This is a genomic window from Actinoplanes sp. NBRC 103695, from assembly GCF_030269485.1.
Classification (GTDB): Bacteria; Actinomycetota; Actinomycetes; order Mycobacteriales; family Micromonosporaceae; genus Actinoplanes.
In genome coordinates this window covers 23,058-49,125 of record NZ_BSTL01000024.1, presented here as the reverse complement: position 1 = coordinate 49,125, position 26,068 = coordinate 23,058, and the positions used below count along the sequence as shown (strand labels likewise).

The following is a 26,068-nucleotide window of genomic DNA, read 5'->3' as shown; positions in this document are numbered from 1 at the left end:
GCCACACAAGCCGGCCTTGGTCGAGCGCTTGAATGGAGATCCGTCGAAGGTGCCCTAGCCGTGCAGAAGATCCAAGACCGCCAGGCGCAGCGGCCCTTCCCATTCGGTAAAGGGATTGTTCACGACGATGTCTGGTGAGATGGACGTTAACGTTTGCACTACGGGGGCGGCTTCGTGGTGAGGCAGTGTTCCTGCTTGGCGTAGGACCAGCGCGAAGAGGTAGGCCCGTTGCGCCGGGACCATGTCTGGCCATCGCTGGGCGATGGGATCCGCCTCGATCTCGAACAGCGGAGTCTGCTGCGCGATACCCATCGGGTCGCGGACGGCGGTCTTGAAGGCGTCGACCGCGATCGTGTCCCGGCGCAGGCGCCGCATCAAAGGGTTGAGCAGGGCAGGCAGGAGATGCGCCATCCTGGAGTGGCGGAATCGTTCATGAACACGCAGGAAGATTGCAGGAAGGTCCTGCGAGGCAGCGAGCGCGAGCACCAGCGCCAGTGTGTCGTTCCATTCGCGAGGCGCGCGGTGGGCGTGGTCGTCGCGGAACCATGCTTCGAGGTTGCGGAATGCGGTGACGGATACGGCGTCGTCCGGGAAGAGTTCCACGTAGGCGGCGAGATTGGCGCCGCTGTACCACCGAGCGCCGGAGGGGTCGGTGTGCGCGTCGTCGGTGAGCACCGCTTTGAAGGTGTCGTCGGGTACGGCCCAGCTATCTCTGTCGAGCACCGCTTCAAGCACCTGGCTCGCCCAGCTCTGCCTGGTGGCACCAAGCTTGCCAGCCAGGGCTCGGAGAACGGTTTCGTCGCCGCGGTTTTCCTGCTTGGCCCAGAGCAGGAAGTTCGGGTCGTCACGAAGTTTCGGATCGGTGTCGGCTTCGTGGCGCAGGATCTCGGCGATGGCCGGGAACCGGGCAGCCGTCGTCGCCATGGCCGCTATGACGTCGTGCCTGTGGTCGTCGACGCTTTTGGCGCGGTCGCTGGCGGTTCGGTCGAGGCGCTGGTACAGGTCATCGCCGAAGTGTTCGCGGAGACGGTCCCAATGCTCGGCGATGAGGTCGACCAGGATTTGGTCGATGGCGCCTTCGGGGAGTTTGGTGAGCTTGACGGCTACAGGGCGGGATTCGCCGATCCATTCTGTGATGCCGTCGATGATTGTGATGTCGCCGAGCATGAGCATGCCGGTCCATGCCAGCTGCCGCAGGTCGTCGAGGTCGGGGCCGTAGGCGCAGAGGTTGGCTTTGATCTTCTCTACCAGCCACTGCATGTGGTCGGTGATTACTTCGGAGCCGGCCGTCTGGTTGTGGGCCTTTTGGTGGCGCTTGATCGCTTGTACCAGTCCAATGAAGGCGATGCGGCGGACTTCGGAGTCGGGCTCCTTCTCCCACTCGGATAGCACCTCGACGAGCTGGTCAAGGGTGAGCGCACTGCGGGTCAGCTCGAACGTCAGCACTTCGCGCAGTTCCGGTTCCACGTGCCCGAGCTGCGCCCACACTTTGGCGCAGAGTTCTTGTGACCGTGCGTCGTCTCGGGTGCAGTAGCTGCGGAGGATGGCCACCGGGATGGTGTCCGGGAGGCCGGAGGTGAGCGTTCGGATGTCGTCGATGAGCTGTTCGGCAAAGTCCTGTACGGCAGGCTGGGACGGCCAGGCGTTGATGACAGCGTCAACATGCCAGGTCAGCGGGTGGGCTTCGCCTGCTGTGCACAAGGCCGCCAGTTCGGCCGGGTCGTATTCGGCGAGAACAGACGGTGCTGCTCCGGCGCCGGGCTCGTCCGCGGTTGCCGTCAGACGGATCCATGCCTCGGCGACCGCTTCGGCGACCACGACGCGTTCCTCGCTGCGTCCGTCCTGGGCCGACTGGCGCAGCAGCGAGACGAGGACAGCGAATCCTTCTTTGGGGCCGAGCACATCAATGGCTACGCCGGCCAGGGGCGCCGCCTGCTGGTAGGGGCCGCGCAGCCGACCGGTCAGCGCCTCGCGGACGGTCTCGTCGTCGCCGTACTTGTCGGCCAGAACACGGGCCGCCCCGTACGGGCGCCAGGCGTCCAGGCCGCGCAGCAGCACCGTCGTGGCCTGGTCGGGTGGAAGCGTGGTGGCCAGGCCAGCGCTGCCCGAGGAGGCAAGCTTCGCCAGGTCGTCTTGGATACGCGGACGTAGGGCTTGGGCGAAGACCGGGTCGTCACGCCACTGCCTGGGGATCGCGCCGAGGTTGTAGAGGATGAGGCTGTGCTCGTCGTCGCTGGCCAGTTGCTCGGCGACCCAGTCTTTGAAGCGGGCATCATCAGCGAAGGCCGTGCAGGCCAGATGCCACGCCAGGCCACGATCGCCCCCGGTCGTCTGCCCATTAGTCCTGAGGGTTTCTAGCGCGAAGTCGGCGGCCTCGGTGTTCGCAGCGGCGCAGGCGGCGACCAGATCCGCGGCCGGCCAAGGCCCTGAACGGTAGTCCTCGTGGTACAGCATGGAGAGCAGCCAGGCACGCTCCTCCGTCCGGAACGCGGAGCTGTCTCGTGGCTCCGCAGCCTTGAATACCGAGTTCAGCGCCACTAGCCGCAGCGCAGTGGACGGTTGGTGGCGGCCCCACTCGATCAGGCGCTCGGTGTCCGGCGCATCCGGCCATCCCTCACCCAGCGCGAATATCGCGGCCGCCTGGGTGGCCGAGCTAGGCCCGGTCTCAGTGAGTGCTACCAGCGTCGGGACGAGGTGCGGCTGTCCGCCGGGTCGCCGGGCGAGGGCACCGGCTGCGTTGACCTTCACCTCGTCGCGGGGATGCCGTAGGCCCCAGAGGAGATGCTTGGCGGCTTCTTCGTCGGCGATGGGCAGTTCGCGTAGTGCCCACATGGTCGCGGATGGCTCGGGACGCGGCGCGGTGAGCCACCGCTTCATGATGGGCAGCAGCTGGCTGCTGGCGGCGGGGCTCGCGAGCGTGGCGACCAGCGCGGTAATCAAGTTGGCGCGGTGCCGGGCGTACGGGTGATTCTCCACCCGCTCCACCAGGTCGTTGGTGTGGGCGGCCTGGACGCGGGGGGTGAGTCGGACGCCGGCGGCCAGCGCGTCGGCCAGCAGCTCGTATCCATCGAGGTCTGCCCAGACGTAATCGCCCGCGTTCAGGGCCGCCGCGAGCAGGGGTTCGGTGGTGTGCGGGCTGACCTGGGCGCTGAGCAGGGCGAGCAACACGTCGCGCCAGGCAGGATCGTGAACGAACCGCCGGACGGCGCTGAGCTGTTCGTCGGGCGCCAGCATCGCCAGGTGCTGGCCGGCCAGGTGGTCGAGCACGACGCGGTGCAGGAATCCGTAGGAGCCGGCGCCGTGCGAGACGATCAGGCCGAATTCGTCTTCGGCCATCGCAAGGACCGCGTCGGCCAGGCGCCGGGCTTCGGGCTGCTGATATCCGAGGACTTCGTCGTCGGTCATCGAGTCGACGATGATCTTCCGCATGTCCTGCTTGGTGGCGACGCCGGCTGCGTCCTTGAGGCGCAGCCGGTAGGCGACCGCAGCGAACAGCGTGCTGGCGTCAGCGGCGGGTAGCGGGCCGCCGCGCGCGTGGGAGGCCCGCTGTCGCATCTGTGGATGCTTCTCGATCAGCAGCTCGACGAGGCGGGTGTAGATCTTGAATCGTTGGCGGGGTAACGGCTCGCCCTGCCAGGTTGTCGCGAGCAGCGTGAGGAACAGTGGCGACCGTGACAGCTGAGCGAGGTCGGGGGAAATCTCGAGCTGGGCGAGGAACGCGTCCACGCCGGCGCCCCAGTGCACCCGTGGTTCTGGGTCAACCTCCGCAGCCGGGCCTGGCTGCAGAATCCCCGCAGCGATGCTGCGGCGTTGCCCGTCGGTCAGCGGCGTGATCTCGGCGTGGACCCACGGGCGCTGCCAGTTGAGCCGGTCGACGGCGTAGGGGCGGGTGGAGAGGACCGCGGCGGCGTTCGAGCGGCCTAGGAACGCCTCGAGGACGCCGAGGGCGAGTTCGGCTGAGCTGATGTCGCTCCACTCGTCGATGCCGTCGACGAACAGCATCAGCCGGTCGTCGTGCAGCGCCCGTTGGGCCAGCGGCCAGAGATCGGCGGCGCTTTGCGACAACAGCCAGGCTTCGACGGCGGAGACCAGCGAATTCTCCGTCGAGGCGTCGAGGTGCCGGCACAGGAACCCGAAGGGGAGCCAGACGGGAAGATCACCGCCGTGCTCGCGCTGCAGTGTGATCGACTGCGGCCGTTCGGCGAGTAGGTCGGCCGTCGCGAACCGCAGCAGGCTCGATTTGCCCACGCCGGGGCCGCCGATGACGAGCCGATACTTGCCTGTGGCCAGCCATTCGTCGGCCGGCACGGCACCCTGGGCACTCGGCCCGTCCGACGTGGCGGCGGCGATGAGCTGCTGGGCGGATCTAAACGACTGGCGGCGAGCGCCCAGGCGGGAGGCGACGTAGGTGAAGCCGTCCTCCGGATGCTCCGATCTGATCGAGCTTTCGGTGCTCGGCTGCTCAACGTCCACGATGCCTTGCTGTTGGGGCCGAGGGTCAACATTCACAATTACGAACTGCTGCTCGGAGGCAGGGTCCTCAGTCTGCTGTACGCCGCCTTGGGCGGAGAACACCGCCTGATAGAGCTGCCGCAACCGCATGCGCAGTTGCCTGCTCTCCAGAGCGGGCAGGTTATTCGCCAACGTCTGGGCTGCTTCAGGGCCGCAGAAGGCCTCGACCCAGCTCCGGCCGAAGAAGTCGTCAACGATGCGCGGATGGTCCTTCAGCAGCGTGGATATCTCTTGTACGCCCCAAGGGGTAAAAGTCATCCCGAGCGCGGCCAGTCGATCGCCTTGCGTTCGGAGTTCCTCGTCGAGCTTTGTGTCTTGCAAGTCGTAGGACGTCGCGTAGTAGAAGGTGCGGGTCTTGTCTGACCAGTCGCCCTTCAGGAAGTCGTCCACCGCCTTCTTGATCTTGGCGGCGGTCAACGCCTGCACCCGACGTGACTGAAGCGTGATGTAGTCCCGGCCAGCGGCGTCGGCAGCTGTCAGATCCAGAGGCAGACGGGCGTACGCGTCGATGCCCTCCTGCCCCTGGCCTGGCGTGCCGAACAACTTCGCGTACGAGACCGGCCGAACAGTCTCCAGAAGACGCAGGAAGAGCTTCTCAGCGTCAGGCCAGCTCAACTGACCGACAGGTAGCACCTGGAGGTTGGTCTTGACCGGCGGCTCGGGCAGCGGTCCGGCCGGCGCAGCCCAGAGGGCCGCCTCGGTGCGATCATGAACCTCGGACTCACCTGTGATCCCCACCGCAGAGCCTCCCCGACCGCCCGACGCACTCACTCTATGCAAGCCAGAGAAGCCGGGCAGGCACGACACCACTGGAGTGGTGGCCGACGGCCCAAGCCCGGCGGAGGGATAGCGCCTCGTTACTCCCCGCCAAGTGGACCGATGGCCAAGTGAGTCGAGTGGCCCTCGTGGTCGATCACGTGTTGCCGGCGATCTGATCGGCCGGTGGTGCTTGCACGGTGACCGGGGTGCCGAAGTCGGAGTAGGCCAGGTCCTGCGGGTAGGTGCCGCCCTGTTCTCGGAACGTCGAGGTGGTAGCGGGTGAGGCGGCCCTGATCGTCGAGGTCGGCGGTGAAAGCCACGGTCGGTGCCGGTGTAGCGCTGGAGCTGCTGTCCGGAGTCGGCACGCTGAGGGCCTCGGCGACTGCGGCGGTGGCGAAGAACTATGCCGCCGCGCCCGCCAACAACCGTCCGCAGATTCGCCAACTGACGTCCGTAGTCGCACAAAGGCGAGCCGGGCCAGCGCGATGCCGCCATACTGACGATTAGTACACATGTTCGGTTGCGTCTTCCCCCGCGGCCCCATCGTCGCGTGCCGGAGGGACAGTCGTGGCGAGACGATCGAACCGCGAGCAGGGCAGGGCATGGACCGGCGCGGCCCGAATCGTTGACGCCGGGCAAGTCGACGGTGTGCTTGAGCAGGTGCGCGCCCAAGCGCTCGGCCGGCAAGGTACCGCCGCGCTCGCGCTGCCGGTGCTCACCGCCGACGAGGCCGCGATCGACTCCTCGGACGTCACCCGCGTCCTGCCCGTCGCGCCGGAGCTCGCCGACCTGATGCCGTGGCCGGGCGGGATACGCCGCGGCGCCACCGTCTCCGCGATGGGCTCCACCTCGCTGCTGCTGACGCTGCTCGCGGCCGGCATGGCCGAAGGGTCATGGGCCGCGGTGGCCGGACGCCCGGACTTCGGCGCGCTCTCCGCCGAGATCGACTACGGCATCCCGCTCGACCGGCTCGCGCTCATCCCGAATTCAGGACCGGACTGGCCCACCGTCGTCGGCTCGCTCATCGACGGCTTCGACCTGGTCGTCGTCTCCGCCCCCGCCATCACCGACGGGGTCGCCCGGGCGCTCATCGGCCGGGCCCGGCAGCGCGGCGCCGTCCTTGTCTCCGATCGCCCGTGGCCCGGCGCCGACCTGACCCTGGAATTGGTCGGCCGGCGGTGGACCGGCGTCGGCCAGGGCCACGGCCGCCTGCGCACGCAGGAGGTCACCATCCGGTCCGGCGGTCGGGGCCGCGCTGCCCGGCCGCGCACGGCCACCACGCTGCTGCCGCCACCGTCGATCGCCGGCGTGCCGGCTGAGATCGTCATCCCGCCTCCGAAAGCTCGCCGGAGTCGTCCGCGACGTCGACGAGCTCGGTGGAGAACTGGACCGCGAAGGGTGCCCGCGAAGTGACGCCACCGGTCGGCCTGTGGAGCGCGCTGGAAGCCGAAGCACGAGCCGGTGGCCGGCGGGGCCGCCGGCCCTGAGCACGTCCGCGGCCGTGGCGAGCCGGAGAACCCGGACGACGCGAACAACCGAGCGATCCGGTGCCGGGGAGGTATCCGGTACCAGGCGTGGGGTAGTCCCTCTCGCGCGGCGGCAGGAGAATCGGTGTGGCCTGGACTCGGCCCGCCACCGGCCGCAGAAACGCTCGGCCGATCAGGGTGCCAGGACCAGCCCGTCAACGGCCTCCAGGTAGTTTCGGCGTTGTTTGGCGGGGGCTGCCTGGCCGCTCAGCGCCGGAATGTCGGCCAGTTCGCGAGCGCGTGAGATCACCAGGGCGGTGCGGAACTGGCCGGGTATCTCGGCGAGACGATGCAGGGACTCCTGGTAGCCACTGCTGTGGTCGCCGCGGCGGATGGTGCAGGCCGCCTGGTCCAGGCGGATCAGGGTGGGGATGACGTACTCGCCTGACGGGTAGAGCGCGAGTGCCGCTTTCTGGGCTTCGGCGGCGTCGTCGACCGTGCCTACGAGCGTCAATGTGGCTTCGCGGTGAAAGGCCAGCTGCTGAACGGGGTAGCCGTGGATGCTGTTGGCGGTGGCGGCCGTGGACAGTCGGGCGGCGATCCCGTCGGTGCTGCGCAGTGCAGTGATCGCATTGTCGGCGTGGCCCAGCCGGGCCCAGGCTCGGGCCTCGGTGGCGGCGGCGAGCGCGGCACCGGCGCAGGGCGTCCCGCCGGCCCGGGCTTGAGCCTCGGCCGCGATGGCGATCGCGATCTGGGGTGGCCTGTTGTGGTACAGGCTGACGGTGGCCTCGCGCGCCTGGACCCAGCCGGTCAACGCGCGGTCCCGGGTCTCGGTGGCGGCAGTCATCGCGGTGGCGAACCAGGCGCTGGCGTCTCGGTGGTAGCCGAGGTCGACGAGGATGTTCGCGGCGGTGCCAGCGAGCTGGGCCGATATCCGGCTGATTCTCTTCTGGCTATCGAGGGGCTGGCGGCGGGCGGCGTGACTTTGCAGCTCTGCGAAGTCAACCAAGACGTCTTCGAGGACTTTCAACGGCGCCTGGGTCTTGAAGGCGTAGCCGTGGGTTTCGGCGGCCTGCTCCCAGCGGTCGAGCGCGACGTCGCTGACTGTTGAGGACCCGAGGATGGTCTCCGTCGTGGCTCGGATGTGATCGAGCAGCTCCAGCAATGCCGGTGACAGGACCGGGGCCGAGCTGGCGGAGAGCAGGACCCGCAGGGCTTCTCGACGCTGCACGATGGCCTCCTCCGGAATGCCGGCAGACATATTCACCCAAGCATCCACGGTGCCGGTTTGACCAGCGCGAGTCCGGATGGCGGAACCGGAAGCTGGTTCGGTCTCGCGGGGTGAGTAGTCGACGGCCCAGCCCAGTTGAACCGGGCCGGTGCGGTAGAACCGGCACAGGGCATCGCGGTACGCCTCTCCCGGCCGGGTGGCGTTCTCGAAATGAGTCAGTTGCTCGCGGCTGAGTCTGCACGGCGGGAGACCTTCGTCGCGGCGTGAGGTGTGCAGCGCGTCGACGGCCTCCTGCACCCGCATGCCCCGGGCCAGGCGGTAGGACTTGAGCGGAAGCACACCGCAGCAGGCCGCGATCTGCGCGGCGAGCGCGTGCAGCGGTCGCTCGACCGGGCTGAGATCAACGCCGGCCTCCAGCAGCGCACGCCGTTTCGCCGCTGCGCAGCTGGGCTGATGCTCTTGGGGTCGCATCCCGGTTACCTCCCAGAGAGAGCTAACCCTATTCGTCCGACCGCTCGGCGGCGGTCGGACGGCTTCGAGCGAGCTACTCACTCGCACTGGTGCGACCGGCTCGCTCCAGGTGGGGTGAGTGCAGGTTCCTCGCTCTGCCCACGCAACCGGCCGGCTCACATCCTCCATGGACATTGATGTCCACCCGTGGAGGTGTACTGGTGACGGGTCGATCCCCATCCCTGACCGCTGCCGGAAGGGTCCCTGATCCGACAGAGCCCGCCCCGATCGAGAGCGCCGGGGCGCCGACGGTGACGATGCCGGGTCAGTCCTCGACCAAGGCGCGCCTGCTGCGCCACGAGCCCGACCTGCGTTTCGCCTGGCTCACCGGTGAGGTGTCCACCCAGGCGCCCATCAGCGTCGAGATCCACCTGACGAACGTCTGCAACCTGCGCTGCACCTTCTGCGCGTTCGGCCAGGTTCGTCACCAGGAGATGCTCCCTGCCGATCTGCTGGCCACGCTGGTCGATGACTTGGTGGGGCTGACGCCGACGCTCAAGGCCGTGGTCTTCTCCGGCGGCGGCGAGCCCACCGTGCATCCCGGCTTCGCTGAGGCCGTGGGCCGGCTCGCGGATGCCGGTATCGAGATCGGGGTGATCACCAACGGTGTGCGCATGCCGGCGGCGGTCCTTGCCGCGTTCCTGCGGTGTGCCTGGGTGCGGTTCTCGCTGGACGCGCCGGACCCGGCCCACTACCAGAAGGTGCTGAGCCCGCACGACCCGAAGAACTACGACCGGGTGCTCAAGCACATGACCCAGCTGTCCGCCGCACGTGGCCAGGGCGGCCCGGGTGCGCCGGTGATCGGCGTCGCCTACCTGGTGGACCGCGGTTGCCAGACCGACGAGCTGCTGCTGAAGTGCCTGGACATCGGGGCGCAGGTCGGGGCTGACTACGTTCACTACCGGCCGATCTTCCTGACACCGGCGCTGGAGCCCACCCGGCCGCTGGAGCAGCTGCGTGCGCTGGCGCCGGTCATCGAGGCGCACGGGCGAAAGCTCGGGATAGCTCACCAGTACGCCAAGTTCCTGGGCAACTACGACAAGGTCATCGCCCAGCAGCCGAACGCGCGGGACGCGCGGTGTCCGGTCGTGGCCGACGGGCTCATCGCGATGGTGGGGGCCACCGGCGACGTGCTGCCCTGCTACGCGCACATCATGCACGGCAAGAAAACGGCGTTCGGCAACCTGGGCCAGCAGCGGTTCGCCGACATCTGGCACGGCCCGCTGCGCCAGAAGGTCGCCGCCGCGATCGACGCGAAGAACACCTGCCCGTTCTGCCGGTTCCAGGCCGCCAACGCGATGCTGCACAACCTGGGTGACCAGCGCACCGGCGGCGGATTGCACATGACTCCCGGCTACGAGCAGGGCTCGCTCGAGCAGAACATGGGATACACCGTGGATCCCACCGATCCGCACTGGAAGTTCCTGTGAGCGCGCAGCTCGCGGTGGTCATCGGCGGGCACGGCTACCTGGGCCGGCTGATCAGCGACGGTCTCGACGCCGCCGGCTGGCAGGTCCAGGTCGTCAGCCGCACCGGCGACACCCGCCACGGCCGGCCCAGCATCGCCCTGCCCGCGCTGCGCGACCTCGTGACCCGCCAGCCTGCGGTGACCATCGTCAGCCTGCTCGCCGGCGACCGCCACGACGAGCCCCGGGTGCTGCGCGAAGTAGTCGCGATGCTGCCGGCCGCCGTTCGGGTGCGCTTCGTGCACGCGTCCTCGTGTTCGGTGTACGGAGCGGCCGGCGGCGTCTGCCGGGAAGACGCCCCGGTGCAGCCGATCAACCCGTACGCGGTGGCCAAGGCCGCCGCGGAGACGGTCGCGGTGGGCGCCTTCGGTGAGCACCTCATCCTGCGGATCGCCACCGTGCACGGCCACGACCAGGCCGGCGAGAAGAAGCAGTCGGTCCACCGGCTGCTGTGGCAGGCCGCCGGCGGAACGGTCCAGCTCTACGGCGCCCGGGCCTGGCGGCCGTTCATCGAGCGGCGGCAGGCGGCGCAGGTCGTGGTCAGCGCGGTCTGCCGGCCCGAGCTGTCCGGAGTGCTCAACATCGCCCAGGACCACGCGACATTCGGCGCGGTCGCCGGATATGCCGCCGGCCTGTTCGGCGCCGCCGTGCAGCACCTCGAGCGGGCCGATGGCCGCGACTACCAGGTCGACACCGCCGCCGCGCAGGCTCAGGGCCTGCTGCGGCCGCAGACGGGAGCAGGACTGTGGGAATCGATGCGCGCCTACGCGAAGGCCGTCGTCGACCGGAACCCGGCGACGGCGTCCGGCCGATGACGCAGAGCCCGCAACTGGCCGACCTGGGACGGATCCACTTCGTCGGTGTCGGCGGCTACGGCATGAGCGGACTCGCCGAGATCCTCGCCGGGTGGGGCCACGACGTCTCTGGCAGCGACACCGCCGATGTCCAGTTCGCCCGGCTGCGCGAGGCAGGCGTCACCTGCGTGCTCGGCCACGACCCGGCAGTCTTGGCCGGCGTGCGTACGGTCATCGCGACCCCATCGCTGCCTGCCGGCAATGTCGAGGTCGACGCGGCCCGCGAGCGGGGTCTGGCGATCATGTCGCGAGGTGAACTGCTCGACCTCATCGCCCGGCAGCGGCAGCTGATCGCGGTCGCCGGGAGCCATGGCAAGACCACCACCAGCGGCATGCTGACCCTGGTGATGCTGGCAGCATCAGGGGCAGACCCGACATACTCACTGGGCGGCTACCCCTTCCAGCTGGCCTCCAACGGCCACGGCGGGTCGGGACCCTGGATGGTCGCCGAGATCAACGAGGGCGACGGCACGTTCGGGCTGTTCCGCCCACGGATCGCGGTGATCACCAACGTCGACCCCGACCATCTGGAGCTGTTCGGCACCGCAGAACGCTACGTCGAGGCGTTCCAGCGTTTCGCCGAGCAGGTCGACCCGGACGGCGTTCTGGTCGTATGCGCCGACGACCCTCGGTGCCGCGAGCTCGCCGACGACGCCGGCAAGGCCGGTCGGCGGGTCGTCACCTACGGTTCGGGCCCGGACGCCGACGTCGTCTACCGACCGGTCCAAGTCGTCAACGGCCTGGTCGAAGGCGAGATCACCGTCCAAGCGCAGGGGGTCTTCCCGATCCGCCTGTCAGTGCCTGGGGTGCACAACCTGCAGAACGCCGCGGCGGTCATGGCCGTCGCCGACGCCCTCGACCTCGACCTCGACCTCGACCTGCACACCGTTGCCGAGGTCCTCGGCGGATACCAGGGCGCCCAGCGGCGCCTGGAGCGTCTCGGCCGCTGGCAGGGCATCGAGGTCATCGACGACTACGCGCACCACCCGACCGAGATGGCCGTGGTCATCGCGCTCGCCCGGCAGCAGACCGGCCGGCACGTCGTGGTCTGTCTCCGGCCGCTGCGATTCGCCCGCACCCAGATCATGGCAGCCGAGATCGCCCAGGCGCTGGCGCGGGCCGACCACGTGGTGGTCATGGATCCCACCGGCGACACCCCGATCGACGGTGTCACCGGTGCGGCCCTCGCCGACCGGGTGCGGCAGCTGGGTGCCGACGTCGTCTACGCCGACGGCACCGCGGCCGCGATCGAGCGCCTCGCCGCGGTGTCGGCCGACGGCGACGTGGTGCTGACCATCGGCGCGCACGACGTCGCCGAGGTCGCGCGCGGCTTCGTGGCCACGCTGCAGCGATCGTGACACCCCCGTCCGGCAGACGGCCGCGCCAGGCCGGTACGGCCGCCAGCCGGGCCCACCCCGAAGGAGCGCTGATGATCCACCCGTGGGGCAAGGTCCACGTCGTCGGCGTGGCGGGCATCGGCGCCTCATCCGTCGCCAGACTGATGCTCTTGCAAGGCATCCCCGTGAGCGGAAGCGACCTGATCACCTCCCGGCGCACGCAAGACCTCGTCCAGCTCGGCCTGCAGATGCACGCCGGGCACAACGCGGCCCTCGTCGCCGCCGCGGACACCATCGTGGTCAGCCCACGCGTGCCGGCCGACAACGTGGAAGTGCTGGCCGCCCGCGCCTGCGGCCGGCCGGTGATGTCGCTCGGCGCAGCCCTGGCGGTGCTCGCCGAACCCTTCCGCTGCATCGCCGTGTCGGGCAGCCACGGCAAGACCACGATCGCCTCGATGCTGATCCGTGCGCTCCGGGCCCTCGGCCAGGACCCGTCGTTCAGCATCGGCGGCTACCCCATCGGTGTCGACACCAACGCCCACATCGGCGACCAGACACTCATCGTCGAAACCAACGAGGCGGACGCCTCGTTTCTCCACTTCCGGCCGGACATCACCGTCGTCACGAACGTGCGGCCCGAACCTCTGCCCCGATACCCGGCGCCGGACGACCTCTTCGCGGCGTTCGAGCAGCACGCCGGCCACATCAGGCCCGGCGGCACCCTGGTCGCCGGGCCCGACGAACCGGCACGCCGCCGTCTGACCCCTCCCCCAGCGGCGCGTCTGCTCCGGTACGGCACCGAGCCCTGCGACGACGTCCAGGTCACGAGCGTGCGGCGGCACCGGGAGGACACCAGCTTCGTCCTGCGGCATCGGCATGCCGAACACCCGGTGTCGCTGCCCGCCATCGGGGTGCACACCGCGGAGAACGCTGCGGCCGCGTTCGCCGCCGGCCTCGCCCTCGACATCCCGGCCACCCCGATGGCGGCCGCGCTCGGCCACTATGCAGGGGTCCACCGCCGCCTGGAGACGATCTCGAAGACGACGCGGGTACGGATCGTCGACGACTACGCCATCCACCCGACCGCCGTCGAGGCGTCCATCACCGCCGCCCGCACACTGCCGGCCGACCGGCTCATCGCGGTCTACGTCCCGCTGCGCATCAACCTGGTGCACGCATACGCCGAACGGCTCGCCGAACATCTCGCGCGGGCCGACCACGTCCTGGTCATCGACGCCCCCGACGCGACACCGGCCGACGCCACGGCCACCGGCCGGATGCTGGCCGGTGTTCCTGCCGCACACCGGTGGCAGGCCCCCGACGGCCGGCAAGCAGCGCAACTGCTCGCCCGACTGGCCACAACCGGCGACCTCGTCCTCCTGATGGGTGACGACCGCGCCCATCTGATCGCGGTCGACCTGCGCAACCTCCTCGAGCAACCGTCAACCGACCCCGAGGCGGCACGCCCGCGCCGGGCCCAGCACGCCCCGCATCCAGCCGCCGCGGCAACGGGTTCCCGGACCTGACCCGCGCGGGCAAGCCGAAGCTGGAACGGGGCGCTCGTGCCCGGGGCCACTATGCTTCTGCGGTCAGTTCGCCACGCCGGCACCCAACCCGACCCAGACGGAGGCCAGATGAGCATCGCGGCACAACCGGAGACGCCGCTCGGCGCCGCACAGCTCGGCCGCGTGCATTTCGTCGGCATCGGCGGCGTCGGGATGAGCGCGGTTGCCCGGCTGCTGCTGGGCCGCGGCCTGGCGGTACAGGGCAGCGAACTCGCATCCTGGCCGGTCCTCGACGCGCTACGCGAGCTAGGCGCGACCATCTTCCCCACTCACGACGTGCGCAACCTCGCCGGGGTCGACACGGTCATCTACTCCACCGCCATCCCCGCCGATCATCCCGAGCTCGTCGAGGCCCGCGACCGCGGCCTGCGGATCATCCACCGATCGCAGGCCCTGGCCGCGGCCATGACCGACCGCGACACCATCGCGGTCGCCGGGAGCCACGGCAAGACCACGACCAGCACACTGACCAGCTTCATCCTGCAGCAGTGCGGAGCCGACCCGTCGTACGTCATCGGCGGGGTTCTGGCCGGAACCGACACCAACGCCCACAGCGGCACGGGCACCCTGCTAGTCGCCGAAGCCGACGAAAGTGACCGCACCTTTCTGCACTACCAGCCATTCGTCGCGATCGTGACGAACATCGGCGACGATCACCTCAGCGCCTACGGCACCACCGAAGCCCTGCACGAAGCCTTCCAGCAGTTCACCGCATCGGTACGCCCCGACGGCTTCCTGATCGCCTGCGCCGACGACCACGGCAGCCGCCAACTGGCAGAACACGCCCGCCAGCAGGGCCGCACCGTCTACACCTACGGCCAATCAGCCGACGCGGACCTACGCATCACCGACCTCACCAGCGACGCGCAAGGCAGCCGCTACCTGGCGGTCATCGACGGCGAGCCGGCAGGCGAGGTGCAGCTGCCGATGCCGGGCGAGCACGTCTCACTCAACTCGGCAGCAGCGGCGCTGACCGCCGTACGCCTCGGGCACGAGTTCTCCCGAGTCGCCGCGGCCATCGCCGAATTCCCCGGGGTCGGCCGACGGCTGGAACACAAGGGCACCGTCGACGGGGTGCGACTCTACGACGAATACTCGTTTCACCCGCGGTCGATGGCCACAGCGATCCGCACCATGCGTCAAGTCACCGACGGTCACCGCCTGCTCCTAGTTTTTCAACCGTTGCGCATGGGTCGGACCACGACGTTCCTGGAAGATATCGCTACTGCTCTTGGTGCAGCCGACGACGTTATCGTCCTCAATGTCTTCGACGCCTCGACCGACGAAGGCAAAGACGACCTCGCGCGGCAACTAGTCCAGCAGATCCCGCTCAGCGATCGCAACAAGACGTACGCGGCGAGCTGGAAAGAAGCAATCTACGAGGCCGTTGACCGGGCAGCGCAAGGCGATGTCGTCATGACGATGGGTGCACCACCGATCGGACTTATGGCGCCTGAACTGATGGCCGCATTGCACGCCCGCGCCGGCCAGGGCTAGAAAGACCGCGCAAGCCCAGACCTCGATCGCGCCCTCCCGACAAGGCAGGTAAGTACCGCTTCGCCTCAAAGCCTCGAACGGGCAGGTGGTTGCGACCGGCGAGGCGTACGAGAGCAAGCCGCGGCCAAGGACGGCAGCGAATCAAAGCAGCGTGCAGCTAACGGCGCCGACGTCGTGGAAACCGACGCCTGAGCCTTCCGCGGCTCTCCCTTCACGGGGCAGCCCTCCACGAACGCCAACGCCGCCCGGGCCGTCGGCTACGCAGGAGCGCTTCCTGTGCTGACCGAACGTCTCGCCGAAGCTTCGTCAAGGACGAAATCGAACACCTGTACGATCTGTTGGTGGGTTCGACCCGGCCGGAACGCGAGGAGCCGCTAGCTCGTACGACGTACGTCGCAGCGGCACGTCGTTACGTAAGCGCGTTTGCCGCAGTGATCGCCCGTGGGGTGCCAGTTGATCCGGGCCGCAGCGCTCGCGACGTAAGGGGGTGGCAGGCCCAGGATGTCCAGGTACTCCAGGAGCTACATGAAGCGCTCGGGCAGATGCTCAGCGCACGGCGGGCCTACGACGCCGTCCGCCGCCACCGGTAGGCCAATTGATGCCGCATCGCCACTACGACGCCGGAGCTCGACGATCCCAGAGTCATCGCGCGAGACGATCAATGCTGGCGGCCGGTCGGCACTGCCGCGGACAGGCCATCGCGCAGCAGCGGGAGCAGCCGATCAGGCTCAGTGAGCAGGCCTCCGCCGTCGTGCGGCCAGACTGCCGGCTCCTGGAAGGCGATGCCGAAGTAGATCGCGTTCGGGTCGAAGTCCCAGGTGGGATCGGCCACGGTTCCGTCCGCGGTGACGCACCAGCCGTGGGCCAACGGCAACTGTTGACCCCTGACGGTGGCGGTAGCGAAACCCTCGGCGTACAGCAGGCCCTCGGCGGCGTACGTGGCCGCCGTCGTAGCGGCGTTGCTATAGCACAGCCGGTCGGTCAACTTGGGCATTTCGATGGGCCGCGGTGCGGCGGCGAAGAACGTTCCATGCGCGGCGAGCAGGTGGTATGTGGAGCGGAACGCCCATCCTGGCGGCTGGGCATTGACTTCCGCAACGGTGGCGCAGCCATCGATGTAGGCGAGCAGGGTGCGTTGTGCCGAGGTCAGGGTCATCCCGTGTCGGTGCTCCAGCGTCATCGCCGCCGGCTCTCCTCCCGATGGTCGCAGTGCATGGTAGATCGCCATGCACTGGCGGCGCGTCCCTCACCGATTCCGCCTGCCGACCTGCGGGGAGGCCGGGAAACGCGGAGCGCTGTGCCCTGCGCTCGGGCCGCCTCAGTACCCACTACGCTACGGTCAGCACCTCATATGGTGGCTACAGGCCTTGTTTACCACTACAGATTGTGATGCGTGCCGCCGTGTCTGAACTTCCCTCCCCGCGACGCACCAGCCCTGCGATCGGCCGGGGACGCCGCTCGACCGGCCATACCCGGTCCTTCCAGATCGGCGATCTCACCGGCACGCTGACCTCCAGCGCCGCAGACAGCGGCGGCTCGGCGGGCTTCGACCTACGCGTCGGGACGCACGGCTCCACTCTCGCCGGACTCACCGACGCCCTCGCCACCGCCACGTCGCTGGCCCTGCAGCACGGTGCGCCCTTGCTGGCGGTCACCGAGCAGTGGCAGCAGACCTGGTTCGTGCCCAACGGGCCCACCGATGACCCCGACATCCCGCGCACCACCTCGCTGGCCGACTACCTTGCCCGCCGACTCACCTTGGACCACCTGACCGCATCCAGCGCTACAGCGGCGAGCCCGTCGCGCAGCGACCGGCGATGACACCGCCTATCCCCGAACCCCGGCGGCAGCTCACCGCGATTATCGAGGCGTCACCGTGGATGATGGAGGTCCTGACCACGGTGCGCCACAGCGGACTGCCCGATGCCTGGGTCGGCGCCGGCGCCCTGCGCGACCTCGTCTGGGGACAGCTGTACGGGCACGGCTTCAACCCCGCCGGCGTGCACGACGTCGATGTGGCGTTCTGGGACCCGGCACGTCTGGACTGGGAACGTAACGACGAGGCCACCGCCGAGCTCACCCGCTTCGCTCCCGGCCTGCCCTGGGAAGCCCGTAATCAGGCCGCCGTGCACACCTGGTTCCATCACCGCTTCGGCGGCAACCCGGCCACGCCGTTCACCTCAATCGCCGAGGCGGTCGCGAGCTGGCCAGAAACCGCCACCGCCGTCGCCGCCCGCCTCCAGCACGTCGGCACCGTCGAACTGTGCGCCCCGCACGGCGTCGACGACCTACTCGCCGGCACCTGGCGCCGTAACCCCACCCGCGTCACCCTCAGCGAATCGCGTGCCCGGCTCGCCCGGCATCAGCCCCAGCAGCGATGGCCCGGTGTCCAGGTTATCCCGCCCACCTGACGCCTCCAGCGCCTCCGCGCCGCGGACTCGCAAACGCACCGTCACCAATCCACAGTCTGCGGAGCCAGCCTCACCGCAGGCCCCACGAAGGCGACTGTGGAGCGGCGGAACTGCTGACCAGAACACTCGCCCAACACACGGAGAACTGGCCGAGCTGTGTTACGAAGTGGACGCCGACCTCCTCATCGCGGTCGAGCAGCTGATCGCCGCACTCAACGCTGAAGACCACACCACCGCGGCACGCCACCTGCGCGCCAGAGGCCTCGGCGCCCCGGGAGCAGCCAGCTTCATCCCCCATCAGCCGTAGACCTTGCCACGAGGAGAAACGGAGAGCCCGCGGCCGGTCAGGCGCTCACAGCTCCTCAGTTCCCGCCTGATCCTGCCGGTGCACCGTCATCCAGTCTTCGACGTCTTGCCGCAACCACACCTTGCCTTGCGCCAAGTCAGCGATAGGCCCAGGAAAATCCTGCCTGCACGTGACCTGATACGCCCGCTGTCGGCTCACCCCGCCGAGCCGGAGCCGTATCTCATGGGCGCCCATCAACCGAAGGTGTTGACCTGCCATAGCGCAACAGCATAGGCGCTGCGCTAGTCGTCGCCAAGCATGTTGCCCTAGGACTAGTTTCGATACCTTGTGTTGTGCACCTCCAGACACGGGTCATTGATACGGCGGCCGGCGTAGTCAACCCGGCGCGTATCCGCACCAGGTGCGCAGTCGTTGTCCTTGCGGGGCACACTAAGCCTCGCGGAAGGATCGCCAACGTGACTACAGATCACCCCCCGACGCCCATCGATGCCGACGCCGTCGATCCTTACGAGGTCAGCGGCCGAGCAGGTCGCACCAACCTGCTCGGCGTGCTGGTTCAGCGGGACGGAAACGCCACACTCCTCGGCGTCGATCCCGACCATCTGACCGTCGTAGGCCACCTCACCTGGACCTCCGTCTCGCAGGACAGCGGTGCCCGAGTCGGGAAGGTCAAGGACGTGCACGTGCGCGACGACCAGACCGAACGCGGCGTCGGTCTCGGACTCTGTCAGGCCGCACTCGATCTCGCCGGCGTGCAGACGTGGACGGGACTCACGGTCCCCGACAGCACCGAAGCCGACGGATCGTCGCTCCACGGCGGCCCCATCGGTAACCCGGCGCGTGGGCTGATCATCGATATTGCTGCCCAGGCATCCGGTGGTACGGCGATGAATCCCGAAACGCATGTCGTGCTCCGCCGAGCGGGCCAGGCGATCATTGTGGCGCTCGCGGCCGGCAACCTCGGCTGGAGGGGACACTTATCGTGGACCATCGAGCGGCCAGGCGGCCGACTCGGCGGGGATCAGGCCGGGCTCACGGTCGGCGAAGTACGTCGGGTCGACACCGGCTGACGTGGTCGGGGTCGACGAGGTAGCCCTGCAGGAAGCACTCCGGGAAAAGCAGCAGATCAAGCCTGTTATCAGCGCCCTGCCGTGCGAAGTCCTCGATACACACCAGGACAGCCTCCGGGTCGGCCAAGATCTCCGGGGTTTGACAGGCACCGACCCGTAGTCCGCCGGTCGGTTTCCGGTCGGTGTCGTCAGCCATTGATGCTCTTTTCGCTCATGCACCGCGCGGATCCCTCGATCAGGTGAAGACCAGCGCATTGACCGACGCTGTTGCTCCCGACAGCATCAGGCGATGAGATCTGAATCGTTCCTTGCCTTCGGCTACGACGTGCCGATCGCCGCCGAAGACGCTACGCGAACGCTACTGGACGCGGCACGCAGACAGGCGCTGATGCCCGACACCGACCGTCCCAGCTCGGACCTGCTCGGGTCCACAGACGCGGAAGACCTCGCGGTGCATCTGGCTCAGATAGAGCTACACGTGCAGGCTCTGCGCGGCCGATATGACGGCCACTGCATCGTGGCCTCGCGCCTGTACTCCGCCGATGTCGACGACCTGCAGGAAATCGATCGTGACGACCTTGCGCCTGGCGACGACCATCAGCGGCTGACGTGGGCGTTGACGACCCTCGACCTTGCCTCGCTGGCCGAGGAGCAACCACGCTGGAGGCTCGGCATCGGTCTTCAACCCTCGGTACTGCCGATGTGACACCAACCTGGCCGGGGAGGTTGTCGCTGTCCTTCGCCGGGTTCTCACGGCCGAGTTCACCGGCCGCTGATCAGCCTCGGCGGGGCGGGCGAGGCCCCGGCTCGACTCTCGTACGCTTGTGCGATGATCCGGAGTCGCTGGTGGCGGCTCAGCCTGCTCGCCGGTTTTTCGTCGTGGTCTTTTGAAGACGGTGAAGGGAGAGGCGTGTCTCCACGTTCTGTGCGCATCAGCGACGCCCAGTGGACGGCGGCTCACCTGCTGTGGCGCTACCACCACCTTGAACAATCGAGGAAATCCTGTGACGCAGCGATCGTGTTGGGCAGTCACGACCTGGGCGTGGCCGAGTGCGCGGCGGACCTCTACCAGCAGGGATGGTTCCCGTACGCGGTGTTCAGCGGCGCGGGTAACCCGATCCGTCCCGAGCTGTTCCCCGACGGCGAAGCGGTGAAGTTCCGGGAGCTCGCGATCGCCGCCGGAATGCCCCCGGAACGGGCCCTGCTGGAGCGGCGAGCGAGCAACACCGGCGAGAACATCACCCTTTCCAGGACCGTGCTGGCCGAGGCCGGGATCCACCCGAAGACGGTGACGCTGGTGTGCCGCCCGTACGACCAGCGGCGGGCGTACGCGACCTGCCGCAAACTCTGGCCGCAGGTGGAGCCGGTCTGTGCGTCGCAGGTCATCGGGTTCGATGACTACCTCGACGGGATCGGCGACGACCGTCTGCTCGTCGACATGCTGGTCGGCGATGTGCAGCGCATCCTCGAGTACCCCAGCCGAGGATTCGCCATCGCCCAGCCGGTCCCACCGGCCGTGCTGGACGCCTTCACGGTCCTGCGGGACGCCGGTTTCACCAGCCGCCTGCTGCCCGAGCGCGGATAGGCTACTTCGCTGGGATCGCGAAGCGGCCAGTCCTGGTCACCGAGGTAGGTCGCCGAATGCGGTCCAGCGGGCGCTGGAATCGCCGTTACGCACGGAGTTCAGGCGTACCGCGAACTCGTCGGCGATGCCCGGCCCAGAGGCCAGCAGCGGCACCCCGCCGACGATCATCTTCAGCTCCCGGGCCTCCCGTAACAACGGCCATGCCGGGTCAGTGGTGATGTCGTAGCCGTAGGCGGCGGCGAGTTTCGCGTGTGCGCCGCCGGCGCCGAAGCGCCCCTCGCTGGCGGGCGCCGGGACGAGGTCGACCTGCCACGGTCCGGCCGCGGTGGCGTCGAAGTCGCACAGCAGCACGGGTCCGCCCGCTCGACGCAGTAGGTTGCCGGGGTGGGCATCGCCGTGCATCAGCGACCGGGCATTCGCGGCGGCGAACGCGGCCAATCGCGGCTCCAGCCGGTCACACCAGTGCAGCAGGTAGTCGCGGTCGCCGTCGCCGAGAGCTTCGGCGTCGATGATGCGGGCCCGGGCGTCGGCGATGGGGTCCCAGGCCGGCAGGTCGAACGCCGGCAGACCGAGCGCGTGGAAGCGGCGCAGGACGGTGCCGAGGTCGGTCGCGTCCGGGGTCGGTGTGCTCGGCGGCACGAGGTCCCAGATGGTGGCCCGTAGGTCGCCGTCGGCGATCGGCTGGCCCAAGCCGGCGGCGAGCCGGATCGTCGGGGCATTGATGGCGGCGAACCAGGCTGCCAGCGCGACGTTCTTATGGACCCGGGCGTGCAAGGTGTGCGAGCGGGTGATCCGGACGACCAGGCCGGCGTTCGGCAGCGCGAACACGGCGTTGTTTGTCAGCCGCAGCAGAGTGGCGTCGCTCGCGTTGAGGGCGTATCGGTCGACGATGCGGGCGAGGGATTCGCGCATGGCCATCTCGCCGAACCGGCCCCGCGCAGCGCCCATGCTCTGATGCTATTCAACAGACTGCCGAGGCGCCCGGCCGGGCGGGCGGGGCTTATGCGGTCAGATCCATTGCTGGAAGGCGACGATGATATCGCCGAGCGTCTCGACGTCTGGCGAGCGCCTCGGTGGCGGAGCAGGACGTCACCGCCCACAAACCGTCATGAGTATCCGTTTTCCCGATGGGCAGAAACCGCGATATCTGCGAACCGGGACACCGGCGCCCCTGGTGGAAGGCCCGAATAGTCAAGTGGCGTCCATACAGCTTCCATTACCTCCCGGTTCAGTTGAAGCTGATCCGACCGGGCGGTGACTCTGAAGATGGTCAGGTGGTCTCGCTTGCCTTCGGCTGTCGTCAAAAGTTCTTCGAGTACATCCGTCTCGGGTTCGAACTCGAGACCCAGCTCCTCCCTGCACTCGCGCCGCACGGCAGCCTCGGCCAATTCTTTCTTGGGCCGGTATCCGCCCCCGGGCAATCCCCAGCGGTTGCGATCGCCGTAGGACTGTCTGATCAGTACACACAATTCGGGGTCGAGTGGGTGCAGGATTAACGCCTTTACGCCAAAGGTTTTCGGCTTGAATGCCTTCCAATAGGCCTTCAGGGCTCTGTCGATTACGTAGGTGATGACACGGGGAACTGCTCTCATGAAATGCTCACTGATCTCGATAGCCGTGGAGCGTGCCGGGCCAACCGGGTGCCGATCGCGGTGTCCTCAGCATGGGGCTGCCTGGGGTACCAGGTCACCCGGTTCCCGCCTTCGGCCAGGTGATCGCGGTGGTCGTGTGTCGGCGGGGTACCAGCAGGCGGGGCGTGTCGGCGGCGGGCAGGGGTGTTGCGGTGGGATGCACGGTGATTCTCGGGCCGGGTCCGTGCCGGTAGTCGGTGTTCCAGGCGACGATGAGGTCGGCGAGTTCGGCGACGAGGCGGGCGGCGTTGGGGCCGAAGCCGTGGGCGCCGAACTCGTAGAGGCCGAGGTCGGGTTGGCGCAGGGTCAGGTGGGCGAAGCTGTCGGGGCCGAGCAGGGTGGGGCAGGTGAACCGGTTGTCGGGGTTGAGCAGGTCGCCGACGCGGTGGCGGTCGACGGTCAGCACCCCGTACGGGCGTGGTTGGGAGGCGAGCCACAGGTGGATGGACTCGAAGACGCCGGGCTCGTCGATGGTGGCGGTGATCTGCGGCCAGGCCTCGACCCGCGGCATGTCGAGTGCGGCCGTCAGCGGTTCGGGATCGGCGTGGGTGCTGGGGTCGTCCAGGGTCAGGACGATGTCGTCGCCGCGCAGCCGGATCCGGGTGATCGGGTCGGCGCCGTCGCCTTGCATCGCCACGAAGCCGCACTGCACGGCGGCCGTTGCGGTCAGGTGGTCGCCGTCGTGGTGCAACGTGAGGCAGCGGGTGTTGCCGCGCATCCGCAGCGGGACGATCAGCCGGCCTGCGGGCGCGAGCTGCTGGCGCCAGGCTGGGGGTACGTCGCTGGATTCGACCGTGACCAGGATGACGTCGAACATTGCTCCATCCGGGTGTCCGTAGGCGGCGTCGGCCTGCACCACGTGCACGTTCGGGTATCCGGCGCGGGCGAGGGCGGTGCGGGCGTTGGCGGTCACGTCCGGGTCGATGTCGATGCTGACCACGGTGCCGGTCGGGCCGACGAGCTCGGCGATCAGGGCGGCGTTGTAGCCGTCGGGTAGCCCTGGCGCATTGCTGCGCCAGGGCCCCCTCAGAACCGTGCGTGCCACTCCTCGCGGCACACGGCTCAAGCAAGTCCTTTGGCTCAGGGATTGGTGAAGCACCGCAGCTGCGCGGCGGTGGCCGGTCACGCCGACCTCCGTGCGCATCGTGCATGGATAAGTTCCCGGTTCGGAGCCCTCCGGTCGTGGCCTGCGCTGGGCTTCGCCCGATGCGTGATCGCGGACGCGCGGACTGCCCGGTTGACACCGGCAATCCATTGCGCCCATTCATCGGGGTGTTGCGGCTCGGTGTCGCTGAGCAGCAGGTAGCCGTTGCAGAGTGGGCAACGTCCGCGCTGATGCTGAAGCATCCGAAGGTAGTCCCTGCTCAATGGCAGCGTGCCCTTCTTGCGCCTTCGTGCCCAGTAGTCGGCCTGTGCCGGGTCGTCTGGGGAGGCATTCCCTTGGACCATCACGTGCCGCACGATCGGAGTCCAGACGACCTTGATGAGGTATCGGCCGGTGACCTGATCACCGAACACCCAGTTCACCCGTCTGGAGAGGCCGAACGAGCCGAAGTAGCGCTTGGTAATCCATTTCTTCGGCTTGTTCGGGTGTCTGTAGCAGGCCCAGCGATATGTCGCCCACCATAGGTAGTCGTCGATCGCGTTGAAGGTCCGCTTGGACACCCCGTTCCGGTAGTAGGCGGCCCATCCCCGAAGGATCGGGTTCAGCTTGGTGATCAACTCATCCGCGCTGGTTCCGCGTAGGTTGCGCAACTCGGTGCGCAGCCGTCGACGGAAGCGGGTCACCGCCGCCGGGCTCGGCTTGATCAGGACTTTGCTCTCCTTGTAGAGCCGGACGTTGTACCCCAGGAAGTCAAAACCGTCTTCGAGGTGGACGACTTGCGTCTTGCCCTCGTTGAAGGACAACCCTCTAGGCGCCAGCCACGCGGCGAGCCGCGTTCTGACCTCCTCAGCCTGCTCACGGGAGTGACACAAGGCGACGAGGTCATCGGCATACCTGATCAGAACCGGACTGGTCAGCGCCGTTTTTCCGGCGTGAGCACCGCTCGTGCGGTATTGCACCCCGGCGGCTTCCTCCATTCCGTGAAGAGCCACGTTCAGCAGAAGCGGGCTGATGACGCCTCCCTGCGGAGTGCCCTCAACCGTTGGCGCGAACTGGCCGCGCTCCATCACGCCGGCCCGCAGCCACGCTCGGATCATCTCCCTGGCGGGGAACATCCCGAGCGCCGACAGCAGCCGGTCGTGATTGATGCGGTCGAACGCCGCCGCCAGGTCCGCGTCGAGGATCCAACGTCGTTTGGACTGACGTCCTCGCGTCACGTTGAAGATCGCCTCGATAGCGTCGTGGCAGCCCCGGCCGGGCCTGAATCCGTAGGACCTCGGCTCGAACCGCGCCTCCCATTCGGGCTCCAACGCGTTCAGGACCAAAGCCTGGGCAGCTCGGTCCTGGATCACCGGAATCCCGAGCGGCCTCCGCTTTCCGTCGTTCTTCGGGATATACACGCGCTTGACCGCCTTCGGCTCCCATGCCAACGCCTGTGCCTGCGTCCACCGAGCCAGACTGGCCTTCGATGGATCAGACAAGGCCAGACGCCCGTCGACTCCGGCGGTCTTGCGTCCTGCGTTGATCTCAGCGACCCGCCGCGTCGCCATCAGGGCGTTGCAGCGGGCGCGGAGCATCAGCTTCTGCAAGTTGCGGACCCTCTTCAGGTCCCCTTCCCGTGTTGCCGTGAAGATCCGTTGACGCAGACGACGTACGTCACGCTCGGCTGTATTCCAGTCGACAGACTGCCAGCCGAGTTCGCCGTCCTCAGGTCCGTTCACCACCGGCTTGCCGGGGGCGTCTAACTTGTCCATTGGTTCGGAAGTCCTCGTCATCATCAGCTTCACAGACTCACCAGGCCCGCGTGGGCTCCCTTTCGGGCCGGGCATGATGCCCGTATCCGGCTGGTTATCCGGGCAATCGGCGGAGGGGGCCGACTACCTCACCCGGTTTCCCATAGCCTTTCGGCAACCGGCATTCGCTTCTCGGGCCTTCCTACTCCCGCTGAGGGCTTGGTCCTCCCTTACGGTTGGATTACCGACGGTGGCCAAGGCCGCCGTCGGACCTCAACGGGGTTATCACGTTCCACACACGCAAGATGCGACCGGTTTGGGTGCCCTCTGTACCCCGGAGCCGTGGTGCTCACCTGGCCGACTCTGGAACATCGACCAGCACGTGCCGCTTCTCATCGGCCAGCTCTGTACGGCCCTTGAAGCATTCCATCCACGGACCTTGATCGTAACGAGGCGTCACTGAGGATTCACTTGTATTCACCCGCTCGGTCTTTCCCAGCCCGTACCTCCTGGATGGAACAGGAGACCTTCGGCCTCTCTCCGGGCTTCGCACCCCGCAGTTACCCGCAGCGCACGCCGGAGTGGGAACAGGTCATGAGCACTGACCCGAGCTACGACCTCGACTGCATCAGCAGACGGCCTCCCTGTCTTCGCCACTTGCTATGTGCGACCTCGTGTCGCACACCGGACCCGACCTCGAGGACACGGTCGCCGGGTTGCAGGTCGGCGGCGGCCAGCATCTGAGCCTGAAGCCACGGCGCGCTGATACTGGATAGGGCCTCGCCGTGCTGGTCACGTTTGGTGACGACGACGTCGTCGGCGTACGCCGCTTGCAGGCTGGTGCCGGCCGGCGCGAACACCTCGCGGGGCACGCTCAGGAACGCGTCGGCGATGCGTGGGCTGGCGAGCCTGCCCTTGGTGGTCAGCTGGTCAACCAGCTGGCGGCGGGCAGCGTCCGGTGTTTGTTCGGCGAGGTCGGTCATGAACATCCTTTCGCAATGTTTCAGCAGGTGGAGCGAGCGTTCCGGG

21 protein-coding genes and 1 pseudogene are annotated in these 26,068 nt (G+C 68.2%); 13 read left to right on the top strand and 9 right to left on the bottom strand.

Annotation, left to right across the window (positions count from 1 at the left end; translation table 11 throughout):
* Window positions 1–54 precede the first annotated feature (54 nt).
* Window positions 55–5,250: an NACHT domain-containing protein gene (locus tag QSK31_RS35215; RefSeq protein ID WP_285688976.1), complete on the bottom strand. Its 5,196-nt coding sequence runs from the start codon at window positions 5,248–5,250 to the stop codon at window positions 55–57.
* Between the two features lie 681 nt (window positions 5,251–5,931).
* Between QSK31_RS35215 and imuA' the strand changes: the two genes are divergently transcribed.
* A complete protein-coding gene (gene imuA', locus QSK31_RS35210) occupies window positions 5,932–6,684 on the top strand; it encodes a DnaE2-dependent mutagenesis accessory factor ImuA' (RefSeq protein ID WP_285688975.1) in 753 nt (250 codons plus the stop codon).
* Window positions 6,685–6,930: 246 nt separating this feature from the next.
* Here imuA' and QSK31_RS35205 read toward each other — a convergent pair whose 3' ends face one another.
* On the bottom strand, window positions 6,931–8,439 hold the full coding sequence (locus tag QSK31_RS35205; protein WP_285688974.1) for an NsdA family TPR-like regulatory protein: 1,509 nt from the start codon (window positions 8,437–8,439) through the stop codon (window positions 6,931–6,933).
* Between the two features lie 296 nt (window positions 8,440–8,735).
* Between QSK31_RS35205 and QSK31_RS35200 the strand changes: the two genes are divergently transcribed.
* The 6 genes and pseudogenes from QSK31_RS35200 to QSK31_RS48925 form a co-directional block, all read left to right on the top strand.
* Window positions 8,736–9,908: a radical SAM protein gene (locus QSK31_RS35200; protein WP_285689052.1), complete on the top strand. Its 1,173-nt coding sequence runs from the start codon at window positions 8,736–8,738 to the stop codon at window positions 9,906–9,908.
* Complete coding sequence (locus tag QSK31_RS35195) at window positions 9,905–10,759, top strand: NAD-dependent epimerase/dehydratase family protein (RefSeq protein ID WP_285688973.1); 855 nt, start codon at window positions 9,905–9,907, stop codon at window positions 10,757–10,759. The genes QSK31_RS35200 and QSK31_RS35195 overlap by 4 nt, the downstream gene beginning before the upstream one ends.
* Window positions 10,756–12,156 carry a UDP-N-acetylmuramate--L-alanine ligase gene (gene murC / locus QSK31_RS35190; protein WP_285688972.1) on the top strand — a complete coding sequence of 467 codons (1,401 nt, stop codon included), beginning with the start codon at window positions 10,756–10,758 and terminating at the stop codon, window positions 12,154–12,156. The genes QSK31_RS35195 and murC (QSK31_RS35190) overlap by 4 nt, the downstream gene beginning before the upstream one ends.
* Window positions 12,157–12,227: 71 nt before the next feature.
* Window positions 12,228–13,661, top strand: a complete 1,434-nt coding sequence (locus QSK31_RS35185; RefSeq protein WP_285688971.1) for a Mur ligase domain-containing protein — start codon at window positions 12,228–12,230, stop codon at window positions 13,659–13,661.
* A gap of 108 nt (window positions 13,662–13,769) precedes the next feature.
* Entirely contained in the window at window positions 13,770–15,197 is a 1,428-nt protein-coding gene (gene murC, locus QSK31_RS35180) for a UDP-N-acetylmuramate--L-alanine ligase (protein WP_285688970.1), read from the top strand.
* Window positions 15,198–15,261: 64 nt separating this feature from the next.
* Window positions 15,262–15,480, top strand: a pseudogene (locus QSK31_RS48925) (YegP family protein); the annotation flags it as partial.
* A gap of 375 nt (window positions 15,481–15,855) precedes the next feature.
* On the opposite strand, the gene QSK31_RS35175 reads toward QSK31_RS48925, so the two are convergent.
* Entirely contained in the window at window positions 15,856–16,377 is a 522-nt protein-coding gene (locus QSK31_RS35175) for a hypothetical protein (protein WP_285688969.1), read from the bottom strand.
* A 221-nt stretch (window positions 16,378–16,598) separates the two neighbouring features.
* On the opposite strand from QSK31_RS35175, the gene QSK31_RS35170 reads away from it, so the two are divergent.
* From QSK31_RS35170 to QSK31_RS35150, 4 genes are all read left to right on the top strand, one after another.
* Window positions 16,599–17,018, top strand: a complete 420-nt coding sequence (locus QSK31_RS35170; protein WP_285688968.1) for a TSCPD domain-containing protein — start codon at window positions 16,599–16,601, stop codon at window positions 17,016–17,018.
* Window positions 17,015–17,608: a nucleotidyltransferase family protein gene (locus tag QSK31_RS35165; RefSeq protein WP_285688967.1), complete on the top strand. Its 594-nt coding sequence runs from the start codon at window positions 17,015–17,017 to the stop codon at window positions 17,606–17,608. Before QSK31_RS35170 ends, QSK31_RS35165 begins: the two co-directional genes overlap by 4 nt.
* Before the next feature lie 166 nt (window positions 17,609–17,774).
* Complete coding sequence (locus tag QSK31_RS35160; protein ID WP_285688966.1) at window positions 17,775–17,915, top strand: hypothetical protein; 141 nt, start codon at window positions 17,775–17,777, stop codon at window positions 17,913–17,915.
* Between the two features lie 455 nt (window positions 17,916–18,370).
* The gene (locus QSK31_RS35150) at window positions 18,371–18,985 is read left to right on the top strand and encodes a hypothetical protein (RefSeq protein WP_285688964.1); all 615 of its coding nucleotides are present in this window, start codon (window positions 18,371–18,373) and stop codon (window positions 18,983–18,985) included.
* Here QSK31_RS35150 and QSK31_RS35145 read toward each other — a convergent pair.
* Entirely contained in the window at window positions 18,948–19,181 is a 234-nt protein-coding gene (locus tag QSK31_RS35145) for a carbon-nitrogen hydrolase family protein (protein ID WP_285688963.1), read from the bottom strand. The genes QSK31_RS35150 and QSK31_RS35145 overlap by 38 nt on opposite strands.
* Window positions 19,182–19,274: 93 nt before the next feature.
* On the opposite strand from QSK31_RS35145, the gene QSK31_RS35140 reads away from it, so the two are divergent.
* Both QSK31_RS35140 and QSK31_RS35135 read left to right on the top strand, forming a co-directional pair.
* Entirely contained in the window at window positions 19,275–19,691 is a 417-nt protein-coding gene (locus tag QSK31_RS35140; RefSeq protein ID WP_285688962.1) for a hypothetical protein, read from the top strand.
* Window positions 19,692–19,895: 204 nt separating this feature from the next.
* On the top strand, window positions 19,896–20,570 hold the full coding sequence (locus QSK31_RS35135; protein WP_502873060.1) for a YdcF family protein: 675 nt from the start codon (window positions 19,896–19,898) through the stop codon (window positions 20,568–20,570).
* Window positions 20,571–20,606: 36 nt separating this feature from the next.
* Here QSK31_RS35135 and QSK31_RS35130 read toward each other — a convergent pair whose 3' ends face one another.
* The 5 genes from QSK31_RS35130 to QSK31_RS35110 all read right to left on the bottom strand — a co-directional run bounded on the left by QSK31_RS35130 (window position 20,607) and on the right by QSK31_RS35110 (window position 26,022).
* The gene (locus tag QSK31_RS35130; RefSeq protein WP_285688960.1) at window positions 20,607–21,518 is read right to left on the bottom strand and encodes a phosphotransferase; all 912 of its coding nucleotides are present in this window, start codon (window positions 21,516–21,518) and stop codon (window positions 20,607–20,609) included.
* Window positions 21,519–21,676: 158 nt separating this feature from the next.
* A complete protein-coding gene (locus QSK31_RS35125; RefSeq protein WP_285688959.1) occupies window positions 21,677–22,162 on the bottom strand; it encodes an NUDIX hydrolase in 486 nt (161 codons plus the stop codon).
* A 94-nt stretch (window positions 22,163–22,256) separates the two neighbouring features.
* Entirely contained in the window at window positions 22,257–23,246 is a 990-nt protein-coding gene (locus tag QSK31_RS35120; protein WP_285688958.1) for a methyltransferase domain-containing protein, read from the bottom strand.
* 77 nt (window positions 23,247–23,323) lie between these two features.
* Window positions 23,324–25,084 (bottom strand): group II intron reverse transcriptase/maturase, encoded by a 1,761-nt coding sequence (ltrA, locus tag QSK31_RS35115; protein ID WP_285689051.1) that lies wholly within the window; start codon window positions 25,082–25,084, stop codon window positions 23,324–23,326.
* A 566-nt stretch (window positions 25,085–25,650) separates the two neighbouring features.
* Window positions 25,651–26,022: a class I SAM-dependent methyltransferase gene (locus QSK31_RS35110; protein ID WP_285688957.1), complete on the bottom strand. Its 372-nt coding sequence runs from the start codon at window positions 26,020–26,022 to the stop codon at window positions 25,651–25,653.
* Window positions 26,023–26,068: the final 46 nt, after the last annotated feature.